Source organism: Frigoribacterium sp. AC759 (assembly GCF_979256015.1).
Map to the genome: position 1 here is coordinate 71243 of NZ_CEEDMT010000007.1, position 12871 is coordinate 84113.

At 73.0% G+C, this 12871-nt stretch carries 7 protein-coding genes; 5 read left to right on the forward strand and 2 right to left on the reverse strand.

Going from position 1 to position 12871, the window contains the following annotated elements:
• Positions 1–91 precede the first annotated feature (91 nt).
• The 5 genes from ACZ6JE_RS07960 to ACZ6JE_RS07980 all read left to right on the forward strand — a co-directional run bounded on the left by ACZ6JE_RS07960 (position 92) and on the right by ACZ6JE_RS07980 (position 9912).
• Positions 92–2284 carry an alpha-galactosidase gene (locus tag ACZ6JE_RS07960; protein ID WP_464318641.1) on the forward strand — a complete coding sequence of 731 codons (2193 nt, stop codon included), beginning with the start codon at positions 92–94 and terminating at the stop codon, positions 2282–2284.
• A 186-nt stretch (positions 2285–2470) separates the two neighbouring features.
• On the forward strand, positions 2471–4021 hold the full coding sequence (locus ACZ6JE_RS07965; RefSeq protein WP_464318642.1) for a pyridoxal phosphate-dependent decarboxylase family protein: 1551 nt from the start codon (positions 2471–2473) through the stop codon (positions 4019–4021).
• Entirely contained in the window at positions 4018–5361 is a 1344-nt protein-coding gene (locus ACZ6JE_RS07970) for a lysine N(6)-hydroxylase/L-ornithine N(5)-oxygenase family protein (RefSeq protein WP_464318643.1), read from the forward strand. The genes ACZ6JE_RS07965 and ACZ6JE_RS07970 overlap by 4 nt, the downstream gene beginning before the upstream one ends.
• On the forward strand, positions 5358–7742 hold the full coding sequence (locus tag ACZ6JE_RS07975; protein WP_464318644.1) for a GNAT family N-acetyltransferase: 2385 nt from the start codon (positions 5358–5360) through the stop codon (positions 7740–7742). Before ACZ6JE_RS07970 ends, ACZ6JE_RS07975 begins: the two co-directional genes overlap by 4 nt.
• Positions 7743–7830: 88 nt before the next feature.
• On the forward strand, positions 7831–9912 hold the full coding sequence (locus ACZ6JE_RS07980) for an acyltransferase family protein (protein ID WP_464318645.1): 2082 nt from the start codon (positions 7831–7833) through the stop codon (positions 9910–9912).
• A gap of 124 nt (positions 9913–10036) precedes the next feature.
• Here the strand turns inward: ACZ6JE_RS07980 and ACZ6JE_RS07985 are convergent, their stop codons facing one another.
• The gene (locus tag ACZ6JE_RS07985) at positions 10037–11020 is read right to left on the reverse strand and encodes a magnesium and cobalt transport protein CorA (protein WP_192060830.1); all 984 of its coding nucleotides are present in this window, start codon (positions 11018–11020) and stop codon (positions 10037–10039) included.
• 35 nt (positions 11021–11055) lie between these two features.
• Positions 11056–12645: a signal peptidase I gene (locus ACZ6JE_RS07990; RefSeq protein WP_464318646.1), complete on the reverse strand. Its 1590-nt coding sequence runs from the start codon at positions 12643–12645 to the stop codon at positions 11056–11058.
• Between the last annotated feature and the right edge of the window lie 226 nt (positions 12646–12871).

Here is a 12871-nt window from a genome sequence, read left to right on the forward strand (position 1 = left end):
CTAACATTCGTTAGGCACAAGCATGTTCTCGCCAGATGCGGCATGAGCCTGTGACTTGACACGCCTATTCGTTTCGCCATAGAAATAATCCATGCGACGACGCGACGACGACTCGACCCCTGCCCTGCACCTCCGGCTCGGCGGCACGAGCGTCGTGCTCGACGTCCCCCGTGGCGCCTTGCCCGGCATCGTCTACTGGGGCCCCGATCTCGGCGACATCTCGGAGGAGGCGCTGGTCGGCCTGGTCGCATCGGCCCGCCCCCAGCGCGTCTCGGGTGGTCTCGACCACCCCGCGCGCCTGACGGTGCTGCCGCTCGAGCACGACGGCTGGCAGGGCACACCGGGCCTGATCGGCAGTCGCGCGGGCGCGGCGTTCGCACCGGCGTTCACCGTCACCGAGACCGAGACCGATGCCGACACCGACGCCGTCTCCCCCGATGCCTCCGTCAACGCGGCGCGCACCGCCACCGCGCTCACCGTCGATGCCGCCGACGCCGACGCGGGCCTCCGTCTGGGCGTCGACCTGCGGCTCGACGAGCACGGCCTGCTGCACCAGACCCTCCGCCTGACGAACACCGGCGACGACGTCTACGACCTGCACGAGCTCGCCGCGAGCTTCCCGCTGCCGCACACCGCCGGCGAGGTGCTCGACACCACGGGTCGCCACCTGCGCGAGCGCACCCCTCAGCGGCACGCCCTGACGGTCGGGCGCTACGACCGCGAGAGCCGCCGCGGCCGCCCCGGGGCCGACGCCACCCTCGTGCTCGCCGCCGGCACCCCCGGCTTCGGCTTCGAGCGCGGTCTCGTCCACGCCGTCCACCTCGCCTGGAGCGGCAACCACCGTGTCGGCGTCGAGAAGACGATCGCCGGCGCGGTCGTCACCCGGGTGTCCGAGCTGCTCGCCCCCGGCGAGGTCCGACTCGGCCCGGGCGAGAGCTACGAGACCCCCGAGGCGCTCGGCTCGTGGGGCGACGGGCTGACCGAGCTCTCGGGTCGGTACCACCGCCTCCTGCGCTCCCGTCCGCAGCATCCGTCGTCGACGCGGCCCGTCACCCTCAACACCTGGGAGGCCGTCTACTTCGACCACGACCTCGCCCGCCTGAGCGCCCTGGCCGACGCCGGGGCGCGGGTCGGCGCCGAGCGCTTCGTGCTCGACGACGGCTGGTTCCGCGGTCGCCGCGACGACACGTCGGCGCTCGGCGACTGGTACGTCGACGACGAGGTCTGGCCCGACGGCCTCGCCCCGATCATCGAGCACGTCACCGGACTCGGTCTGCAGTTCGGCCTGTGGGTCGAGCCCGAGATGGTCAGCCCCGACTCCGACCTGGCCCGTGCGCACCCCGAGTGGATCCTCGGGCCGGGCCCGCGCCTGGCGATGTCCGGGCGCCAGCAGCAGGTGCTCGACCTGTCGAACCCCGACGTGTCGGCCTACCTGCTCGAGCGCCTCGACTCGCTGCTGCGCGAGAACGACATCGCCTACCTGAAGTGGGATCACAACCGGGACCTGATGGAGGCGGGGGCCGGGTCGCCCGCGCACCCCGCGGTCCACGAGAACGTCGTCGCGCTGTACGCACTGCTCGACGAGCTGCGCCGCCGGCACCCTGCGGTCGAGATCGAGAGCTGCGCATCGGGTGGAGCGCGGGTCGACCTCGGGATCCTCGCCCGGACCGATCGGATCTGGGCGAGCGACTGCATCGACCCGATCGAGCGCCTGACGATCCAGAAGTACACGAACCTGCTGGTGCCCTACGAGCTGATGGGCGCCCATGTCAGCGGCCCCAGGTCGCACTCGACCGGACGCCGCCACGACCTGTCGCTGCGCGCGGGCGTCGCGCTGCCCGGGCACTTCGGCATCGAGTGGGACATCTCGAGCCTCGACCCCGAGGTCGAGGCGGAGCTGACGAGCTGGGTGGCGACCCACAAGCGCCACCGCGAGCTGCTGCACCACGGCACCGCCGTGCACGCCGACCTGCCCGACGGGTCGATGGACCTGCGCGGCGTCGTGTCGCCCGACCGGCGGCATGCGCTCTACACGTTCACGCAGGTGACGGCGAGCGCCAGCTACCCGCCCGGGCCGATGACCCTGCCCGGCCTCGACGACGAGCGGATGTACCGCGTCGCGCTGGCCGAGCCGACCGGAGCCCTCGGCGGGCCCGGGCAGTCGGCGCTGACGTGGGCCGTCGAGGGCGTGGTCGTGCCGGGGCGCGCCCTCCGCCTCGGCGGGGTGCAGGCGCCGGTGCTGTTCCCCGAGAGCCTCGTGCTGCTGGAGGTCACAGCCGTCTGACCCCGTGCGCACCCCTTCGTCGCCCTTTCGGAGGACATCACCTGAACCCCTGATCATGAGCCGGTTTCATCATCCCGCGACACGCCGCAGCAGCCCTGTTCCGCGCTTGACACTTAGGTGAGCCTTACCTAACCTGGGCGGCGCCGTCAGAGAGCCTGACGGCGTCCACGCACCACCGGGAGCCCCGTGTCCGATCTGCTGAACGCCTCCACCGTCGATGCCTACGCCGCCGAGACGACCGCCGTCGTCGACCGTCTCGCGCACCGCTTCCGCACCACCCGGCAGCCCTTCTCGGGCGAGAGCCGCGCCGAGCTGCAGCGCCGCGTCGACGCGGTCGACCTCGACGCCCCCGGCACCGGCACGGCCGACGCCCTCCGCGAGGTCGACGAGCTCTTCGCCGCGAACGCCGTCTGGTTCCACGACCCGGCCTACCAGTCGCATCTCAACTGCCCGGTCGCGATCCCCGCGGTCGCCGCCGAGGCGGTGCTCGCCGCGATCAATCCGTCGGTCGACACCTACGACCAGTCCGCCGTCGGCACCCTGATCGAGCGCCGACTCGTCGACTGGACCGCGGGCCGCATCGGCTTCGACCCGGCGACCCGAGACGGCGTCTTCACCTCGGGAGGCACGCAGTCGAACCTGCACGCGCTCCTCCTCGCCCGTGAGCGCGCCACCGCGACGGCCCGAGCCGAGGCCCGAGCCGAGGAGGCGCGGGTCCAGCAGCAGGAGGCCCCCGGCCGCCGCTCCGCCCCGCGCTCCCCGTCGCTGCACGATCTGCTGGCCCGCATGGTCGTGATCGCCACGGCCGAGAGCCACTTCAGCGTGCAGAAGTCGACGCGTCTGCTCGGTCTCGGCGACGACGCCGTGGTCACCGTCCCCACCGATGGAGCCGGGCGGATGCGCCCCGACGCCCTCGACGTCACGCTCGACGCGCTCGTGCAGGCCGGGCATCTGCCGATCGCCGTCGTCGCGACGGCCGGCACCACCGACCGCGGCTGCATCGACCCGCTCGCGGCCATCGCCGACGTCTGCGACCGCACCGGCGTCTGGCTGCACGTCGACGCCGCCTACGGCGGGGGCCTGCTGGTGTCGCCCACCCGTCGGCGGCTGCTCGACGGCATCGAGCGCGCCCGCTCGGTGACGGTCGACTTCCACAAGACGTTCTTCCAGCCGGTGTCGTCGAGCGCGATCGTCGTGCGAGACGGCCGCGACCTCGACCCGGTCGCCTGGCACGCCGACTACCTCAACCCGCTCGCCGACCCCGAGCCGAACCAGGTCGCGAAGTCTCTGCAGACCACCCGCCGCTTCGACGCGCTGAAGCTCTGGGCGACCCTCCGCGCCCTCGGCGCCGACGAGGTCGGCGCGCTGGTCGACCGCGTCGTCGACCTGGCCGCCGAGGTGCACGGGGTCCTCCGCGACGACGACGAGTTCGATCTGCTCGCCGAGACCCAGCTCAGCACGGTGCTGTTCCGCTGGCAGCCGTCGCACGTCGACGACGAGACCGCCGACCGGCTCGTGCCGCTCGTCCGTCGGGTGCTGTTCGAGTCGGGTCGGGCCGTCGTCGCCAAGACCGTCGTCGACGGGCGCCCCTGCCTCAAGCTGACGCTGCTGGATCCCGAGTCGCGTCTCACCGACGTGACGGACGTGCTCGACCTGATCCGCGCCTCCTCGGCCGCCCTGCTTGAGAGCGACGACCTCGCCGCCACCGCGCCGACCACCGAGGGGTCGGCCCGATGACCGCCGCACGCACCGCCGACCACGTCCACGACCTCGTCGGCATCGGCATCGGCCCCTTCGGTCTCGGTCTCGCCGCGCTCACCGATCCGCTCGACGATCTCGACGCCGTCTTCGTCGACGCCGCCGACGGGTTCCGCTGGCATCCGGGGATGATGATCGAGGGCGCGACGATCCAGGTGCCGTTCCTGGCCGATCTCGTGACGATGGCCGATCCGACCTCGCGCTTCTCGTTCCTGGCGTTCCTCAAGGCAACCGGTCGTCTCTACGCGTTCTACATCCGCGAGAGCTTCTACCCGCTGCGTGCCGAGTACGACGCCTACTGCCGCTGGGTCGCCGATCAGCTCGACACCCTGCGCTGGGGACGGCGCGTCACCGCGGTCACCGAGCTCGACGACGGCACCCTGCTGGTCGAGGCCGAGCGCACCGCCACCGGAGAGCGCGAGGCGTGGCGCACCCGGCACGTCGTGCTCGGCATCGGCACCGAGCCGCGCCTCCCCGACGCCGTCCGCGGGCTGGAGGGCCCCGTCGTGCACAGCGCCAGCTACCTCCGCGAGCGCGAGCGGCTGCGCGACGCCGACTCGGTCACGATCGTCGGCAGCGGGCAGTCCGCCGCCGAGATCTACCGCGACCTCCTCGACACGACCCGAGGAGGCGCGGCGTCCGCGCCGCAGACCGGTCACCGCCTCGACTGGGTCACCCGCTCGCCCCGGTTCTTCCCGATGGAGTACACGAAGCTCACGCTCGAGCTGACCAGCCCCGAGTACACCGACCACTTCCACGCGCTGCCGCCCGACGAGCGCGATCGGCTGGGTCGCGAGCAGCGCAGCCTCTACAAGGGCATCAGCGGCGAGCTGGTCGACGACATCCACGAGACGCTCTACCGGCTCACCCTCGCGGGCCCGCTCGACACGACCCTGCTGACCGAGACCGAGCTCGTCGCCGCCGAGTGGCACGCCGACCGCGAGGTCTTCACCCTGACCCTGCGGCACGCCCAGCTCAGCACGACGACCCTGCGCGAGACCGCCGCGCTCGTGCTCGCGACGGGGTACGCGCCGCGCGTGCCGGGGTTCCTCGATCCGCTCGGCGACCGGGTGGCCCGCGACGGGCGGGGCCGCCTCGCCGTCGCCCGCGACTACTCGATCGACGCCACCGGCGCCGGCCGCCTCCTCGTCATGAACGCCGAGGAGCACACCCACGGCCTCACGGCCCCCGACCTGGGCTTCGCGGCCTGGCGCGCCTCGAGCATCATCGCGGCGATCACCGGTCGCGAGGTCTACGCCGTCGAACGCCGCACGGTCTTCCAGACCTTCGGCCTGCCCACCGGGGAGGTCGCCCGATGAGCGTCCTCACCGCCCCGCCCGTCGTCGCCGAGGAGGCGCGGGTCGCGCCGTTCTCGCACCGCGCCTCCTGCGGTCTGGTCACCCTCGAGCCGTTCGACCCCGAGCCGTTCGCCGTGCCGCTGCGTCGCTGGCTGTCGCACCCGGCGTCGGAGTCGTGGGGCATGGTCGGGGTCAGCACCGACGAGGTGCGCCGGTACGTCGCCGCGGTGACCGCCGACCCGCACCAGGACGCCTGGCTCGGCCGCGTCGACGGCGAGCCGATGTTCTTCGTCGAGACCTACGATCCGGCCCACGTGCTGCTGACCGAGGTGCACGACGCCGAGCCGGGCGACGTGGGGATGCACCTGCTCGTCGCGCCGGCGCCGCCGCCCGAGCAGCGGGTGCCGGGTCTCACGTCGGCGATCATGGCGACGGTGGTGCGCTTCGTGTTCGAGCGGCTCGACGCGCGGCGGATCGTGGTGGAGCCCGACGTCGAGAACATCCGCATCGCCGTGAAGAACGACGAGGTCGGGTTCCGCGCGGTCGGCGACGTCGATCTGCCCGACAAGCGCGCACGGCTGTCGGTGCTCACCCGCGACGACGCCGCGGCCGCCCACCTCGCACCCGGGCCGATGGGCTGGGCCCACCGGCACCTGGTCGCCAAGTCGCTGTCCGAGTTCTCGCACGAGCGACTCGTCGCCCCGCACGACGAGGGCGGCGGGTGGTGGTCGCTGACCGTCGAGGGGGTGGGCGGCCCCGGCGACCCGACCCGCGCCTCCTCGGTGGGGGCGGCGTCGGCGCGCCCGGTCGTCGTCTACCGGTTCCGCGCCCGGGTTCACGAGCTCGAGCACTGGGTGGTCGACGAGCCGAGCGTCGCGCGCGAGATCGACGGAGCACCCGCCGAGCTCGACGCGCTCGAGCTGATCGCCGAGCTGCAGAGCGTGCTGGGGCTGCCCGACGAGCTGATGGCCGTCTACCTCGAGGAGCTCTCGTCGACGCTCGCGAGCGCGGCCGCGAAGCGCCTGCAGGGCGGCCCCACGGCCGAGCAGCTGACCACGGCCGACTTCCAGACCATCGAGGCGGCGATGACGGAGGGCCACCCGGCGTTCGTCGCCGCGAACGGGCGGATCGGCTTCGGGCTCGACGAGTTCCGCGCCTACGCACCCGAGACCGCGGCCCCGATCCGCCTCGTCTGGCTGGCCGCCCGCCGGTCGGGCACGCATCTCGCGCTCGGCGACGGGCTCGACGAGCAGACGCTGCTCGGCGCCGAGCTCGGCGAGCGGACCCTCGCGCGGTTCGCCGCGACCCTGGCCGCCAAGGGCCTCGACCCGGCCGACTACCACTACCTGCCCGTGCACCCCTGGCAGTGGCAGCACCGCGTCGCGATCACCTTCGCGACCGACGTCGCCCGGCGCGACCTCGTGCTGCTCGGCGAGGGCGACGACGACTACCAGGCGCAGCAGTCGATCCGCACGCTCGCGAACCGGTCGCACCCCGAGCGGGCCTACGTGAAGACGGCGCTGGCGATCCAGAACATGGGGTTCCTCCGGGGGCTGTCGCCCGCCTACATGCGGCCGACGCCCGCGATCAACGACTGGGTGCACGGGCTCGTCGCCGACGATGCGACCCTGCAGGAGGCGCGGTTCCGGATCCTGAGGGAGCGCGCCTCCGTCGGCTACACCGGCGACGCCTACCACCGCACCACGACCCCGTCGCCGCAGCGCAAGATGATCGCGGCGCTCTGGCGGGAGAGCCCGGTGCCGCTGACCGCCCCGGGCGAGAGGCTCATGACGATGGCGGGGCTGCTGCACCGCGATGCGGCGGGCGGGCTGCTGGCGTCGGCGCTCGTACGGGCGTCGGGGATGCGCGCCGCGGACTGGGTGCGCTCGTATCTGCACGCGTACCTGCGACCGGTCGTGCACTGCCTCCGCGCCCACGAGCTGGCGTTCATGCCGCACGGCGAGAATCTCATCCTGGTGCTCGAGAGGCACGTGCCGACGGCGGTGTTCATGAAGGACATCGGCGAGGAGGTCGTGCTGCTGGCTCCCCGCGACGTGCCGCCCCTGGTCGAGCGCATCGTGCAGCCCGTCGACGACCGCGAGAAGGCGCTGGCCGTGTTCACCGACGTCTTCGACGGGGTGTTCCGCTACCTAGCGGCGGCCCTCGACGACGACGGGGTGCTGCCGGCCCGCGAGTTCTGGCGGCTCGTCGCGGAGTGCGTCGACCGGCACGCCGACGAGCACCCGGCGCTGGCCGACGCGCTCGACCTGCGCGTCGACCGGTTCGACCACTCGTGCCTCAACCGGCTGCAGCTGCGCGACGCCCGGCAGATGGTCGATCTGGCGGCGCAGTCGTCGTCGCTGATCTACGCGGGCACGCTGGCGAACCCGATCGCTCGGTGAGGCGGGGCGGGTGCGGAGGCGGGGCGCGGTGAGGTGGGGGCGGCGCCCGGGTCGACGCATAGGGGTCGTGATGTTATAGCCTGACGGGATGCACGTCTCCGCCGCACACCCTCGTCGCGCCGACATCCAGGGGCTCCGGGCGGTGGCCGTCATCGCGGTGCTCCTGTACCACTGCGGGGTGCCCGGGCTCTCGGGCGGGTACGCGGGGGTCGACGTGTTCTTCGTCGTCTCGGGGTTCCTCATCACCGGCAATCTGCTGCGCGAGCACGCCCGGACGGGCCGGGTGTCGCTCGCGCGGTTCTGGTCGCGGCGGGTGGCCCGGCTCGCGCCGCCGGCTCTGCTGGTGGTCGCGGCCACGGTCGCCGCGTGCGTCGTCTGGATGCCGCCGCTGCTCTGGCGGTCGACCGCCCGCGAGGCGCTCCTGGCGACCGTCGGGGTCGCGAACATCGACTTCGCCCGCTCGGGCACCCGGTACCTGAGCGCGAGCGAGCCCTCGGTCTTCCAGCACTTCTGGTCGCTCGGCGTCGAAGAGCAGTTCTACCTGGTCTGGCCCCTGGCGCTCGTCGCCGTGCTCGCGGTGGCGGGGCGGCGCCTGCTCGCCGTCGTCCTGGGGGTGGCGACCGCCGCCTCCTTCGTGCTCTGCCTCTGGCTGGTCACGGTGTCGCAGCCCTGGGCCTTCTTCGCGCTGCCGTCGCGCGCGTGGGAGCTCGGGGCCGGGGCGCTGCTCGCCGTCGGCGCCGGACGGCTGGGCGGGGTGCCCCGGCTGGGCGAGGTGACCCGGCTGGGCGAGGCGCCCCGGCTGGGGGCTGCGGTCGTGGGGTGGCTCGGGCTCGCCGCCATCGTGTCGGCCGTCGTGCTGCTCGACGAGTCGACGGTGTTCCCCGGGGCGGCGGCGCTGCTGCCGGTGCTGGGCACGGCCGCGGTGATCGCCGCGGGCTCGGTCGGGGCGGGCTCGGACGCCGCCGCGGACTCGGACGCGGCGGACTCGGTCGGGGCGGATCGTCTGCCGTTGGTCTCGAGCGTGCTCTCGTGGCGGCCGCTGACCAGGGTCGGCGACATCTCCTATCCGCTCTATCTATGGCACTGGCCGCTGCTCGTCGTGCCGACTCTCGCGCTCGGACGCGACATCCGCCCGGGCGAGGTCGTCGCGGCCGCGGTCTGCTCCGTCGTCCTGGCGGCGCTCACCCACGTCACCCTCGAGAACCGTCTGACTCCCCGCCTGGCGACCCGCCGCCCACGGACCATCGCCGTCGCGGGCCTGACCACCGCCGCCCTGGTCGCCGGAGTCTCGGGTGCGGCTCTGGCGGACCCGGTGCTGTCCACGGACGTCGTGCTGGCCTCCCCGACGGCCGACGACGTCCGGGCCGGGCCGGTCGCGGCGACGGTCGTGCCCGCCGATCTCTCCCCCGGGCTCGCGGACGTCGACGAGTCGATCCCGACGATCTACGCCGACGGCTGCCACGCCGACTACCAGGTCGTCGCGGCGCTCGGCTGCTCGTTCGGCGACCCCGACGGGCCGACGACGGCCCTGGTCGGCGACTCGCACGCCGCGCAGTGGTTCACGCCGCTGCGCGACCGGGTCGAGCGACGGGGCGAAGAGCTGATCGTGCACACGAAGCTGGCGTGCCCGGTGGTCGAGCTCGTGCTCGAGCATCCGCACGCCGCCCGCGACTACACCGAGTGCGCGAGCTGGCGGGACGACGTCGTGGCGACGCTCGTCGAAGAGCCCGTCGACACGGTCGTGGTCTCGCACGCCGTCAGCGGGTACCGGCTGGTCGCGCGGTCGCCCGACGACTTCGAACGCGAGTGGGCGACGGGGCTCGAACGGTTCGTCGACGCCCTCCCCGACTCGACGCGCGTCGTCGTGCTGGGCGACGTCCCGCGGTGGCCCGATCGCCCCCCGCTCTGCCTCTCGTCCCATCTCGACGACGTCGCCGCCTGTTCGGCACCGGTGGAGGCGCTCGTCGACGCGCCGGCGACGGCGGCGGACCGGGGTGCGGCCGAGCGGTCGCGGGTTCGCTACGTCCCGACGCTCGACTGGATGTGCACCGAGACGTGCTCGCCCGTGGTCTGGAACTCGCTCGCCTTCCGCGACACGAACCACCTCACCGACGGCTTCGCGCGAGTGCTCGGGCCCCGACTCGACGAGGTGCTCGACGCCGCCCGCTGAGAGAGCGGATGCGCTCGCCCGTCCACTCTCGCCCACCACGGGATCGAGTGGTCAGAACATGCTCTTCCTCTCGCGTCGAAGAGCATCTTCCGACCACTCGATCGCGCGACGGGGCGCGAGAGCGCTAGAGCCAGCGCTTCCAGCGGAACGCCCCGAACAGCCCGCCCGCGATGGCGACCATGAGACCCAACGCGAACGGGTACCCCCAGGCCCAGTGCAGCTCGGGCATGACGTCGAAGTTCATGCCGTAGATCGCGCCGACCAGGGTCGGGGCGAACAGGATCGCGGCCCAGGCCGAGATGCGCTTCGTGACCTCGTTCGAGTCCTGGGCGACGAGGGTGGCGTTCAGCGCCAGCGCGTTCTGCAGCACGGCGCGGAACGTGTCGGCGCGGTCGACGACGCGGATCACGTGGTCCTGCACGTCGCGCAGTCGGCGCTCGAGCTCGGTGCCGACCCGGTACTTCTCGCCGCCGCGCAGCAGACCGTCGAGCATCGCGATCAGCGGACGCGACGCCTTCTGGAAGTCGGCGACCTCGCCGAACAGCTCGTAGATGCGCCGCGAGACGCCCGGCTCGCCGGCGAACAGCTGCTGCTCGATCTCGTCGATGTCGTTCTCGAGGCCGTCGATGACGGGCTTGTAGGCGTCGACGACGGCGTCGAGCAGTGCCCACAGCATGGCCTGCGGCCCGGCGCCGAGCAGGTCGGGCTTCGATCGCAGGCGGGCGACCCCGCGACTGACGTGGCGGGCGTCGATGTGCGACACGTGGTTGATGCCGACGAAGAAGTTCTCGCCGACGAAGCCGTGGATCTCGCCGAACGCCACGGTCTCCTCGTCGTCGAGGTAGACCGCCGGGCGGACGACGACGAAGAGCGTCGCCCCGTACCGCTCGAGCTTGGCGCGCTGATGCCCAGACCCGGCGTCTTCGATGGCGAGCTCGTGCAGGTCGAACTGGCGGGCCAGCGAGTCGAGCTCGGCGGCGTCCGGCTCCGAGAGGACGACCCACGCCGTGCCGCCGGTGTCGGCGAGTGCGGCGTACGTGTCGTCGAGCGTCTCGGGCGAGACGTGCAGGCGGCCGTCCACGTAGACGTCGTTGATCTGAAGGGGCATGCGTCGAGTCTCGCAGGGTGGGGCGAGGCGGCGCGTCAGTGCCCGGCGGCGAACCGGGACTGCACGGTCGCGGCCGTCTGGGCCGAGTTGTTGTAGATCGTGGTGCCGTCGACCTGCCCTGCGAAGAACGCGCTGGTCGGGGCTCCGGTGTAGTTGCCGAGCGGGCCGTAGCCGACACGCCAGAAACCCGTCGCGCTCTGCGCCGTGCGCGACGTCGAGTCGCTGGCGACGGCGGTGCCGTCGACGTACACGACCGCACCCGTGCTGCTCGAGAGGGTGGCGACGACGTGGTGCCAGGCGCCGTCGTTGTACGCGGCGGGGGTCGTCAGCGTCTTGACCGTCGAGGTCGTGGGGCGGACGCCGAAGGCGATCCTGCCCGCGTTCGTCACGAACAGCGCGCGGTCGGCGCTGGTGGCCGTGCCGGTCTGGTTGGGCGTGAACGAGACGAGCGCACCGCCACGGGTCGAGGTCGTCTTGAACCAGGTCTCGACGGTGAACGACGCCTGACCGGTGAGGTTCACGGCCGTGGTGACCTGCCCGGTCGATCCGTCGAGCAGCAGCGAGGGGCTGTCGTTCCTCGCGCACGAGCCGGTCACGAACGAGGCACCCGAGGTCAGCGTGCCGACGCGGGCGAAGGTGCTGCCGTCGGTGGTGGTCGTGCCCGAGAGCTCGTTGTACGGGAACCCGTACGAGGTCTCGCTGCTGTACGACTCCTTGAGGCAGTCGTAGCTGCTGCCCGCGGTGTAGCTCGAGGTCGGGTTCGCGACGGGCGCCGAGTACGCGGCACCGGCGCCGCCGCCGACCACGAGGGTGAGGGCGAGACCCGAGGCCGCACCCACGACGGCGAGCGCACCGGCGGTGCCGCGCAGTCGGCGGAGACGACGCTCGCGGCGACGGACGGCCCGACGGGTCGCCGCAGAAGAGGACGCGGCAGGCACGGAGGCGCCGACCGGGTGCACGGCCACCGAGGAGGCGCTGGTGGCGGACGCGGAAGCCGGGAACCACCTGCGGGTGGCCGTGATCGACGGGACCCGCGCCTCCTTGGCGTCACGGTGCAGGTCGCGGTCGAGACGCGAGGCTCCGACGAGCAGGAGCAGCAGGCTGCCGACGACGATCAGGTGACCGTACTGCCCGCCGGCCGCCCAGACGAACGGCATGCCGAGGTACGGCACGCGGAGGAACCCCACGCCGACGACGGCGCTCCGAGCGATCGGGGTCGAGTCGGCCGCCGGGTTGGCGTCGCCCTTCGTGACGATCTCGGCACCCGTGCCGTTCTCGAGGTAGCGGTGCAGACGCAGGTGGTCGGCCTTGTCGGGGTCGTCGAACAGCAGCACCTGGCCGCGGTGGATGTCGGTCTCGGCGACCGGCTTGGCCACGACGATGTCGCCGGGGCTGATGCGGGGCTCCATGCTGCCGGTCATCACGGTGGTGGGGGTCCAGCCGATGATGGCGGGGCCGGCGGCCCAGAGCAGCAGGCCGATCAGCGTGCCGAGCACGGTGCGCGCCAGCGTCGCGAGCAGGAGTCGGACCCAGTGCGGCCACGAGCCGGAGGCGCCCCGGGGGACCGTCATCGACGCGGCCGCCGCGGCCCGGGAGGGGCGCAGCTTCAGGTCGATCGAGGTCACGGGGCGCCTCTCTCGGCGGGACTGTCGGGTGGGGGTGGTGGTGCGGTGGTGCGGGTGGAGCGGATGGTGCAGGAGGTGCGGTGCGGGTGGAACGATGCGGGTAGCGGTGGTGCCGGAGCGGGTCGTGCCTGGTGCGGGTGGTGCGTGTGGTGCTGCGGCGCGGCGGTTCGGGCCGCCGCGCTCGGGGTGGTGCTGCGGCGCGGCGGTTCGGGCCGCCGCGCTCGGG

Bases quoted from the DNA above. Each gene is read 5' to 3' on its own strand.
- ACZ6JE_RS07960 (WP_464318641.1), top strand. From the start codon at position 92: ATGCGACGACGCGACGACGACTCGACCCCTGCCCTGCACCTCCGGCTC.
- ACZ6JE_RS07970 (WP_464318643.1), top strand. From the start codon at position 4,018: ATGACCGCCGCACGCACCGCCGACCACGTCCACGACCTCGTCGGCATC.
- ACZ6JE_RS07975 (WP_464318644.1), top strand. From the start codon at position 5,358: ATGAGCGTCCTCACCGCCCCGCCCGTCGTCGCCGAGGAGGCGCGGGTC.
- ACZ6JE_RS07980 (WP_464318645.1), top strand. From the start codon at position 7,831: ATGCACGTCTCCGCCGCACACCCTCGTCGCGCCGACATCCAGGGGCTC.
- ACZ6JE_RS07985 (WP_192060830.1), bottom strand. From the start codon at position 11,020: ATGCCCCTTCAGATCAACGACGTCTACGTGGACGGCCGCCTGCACGTC.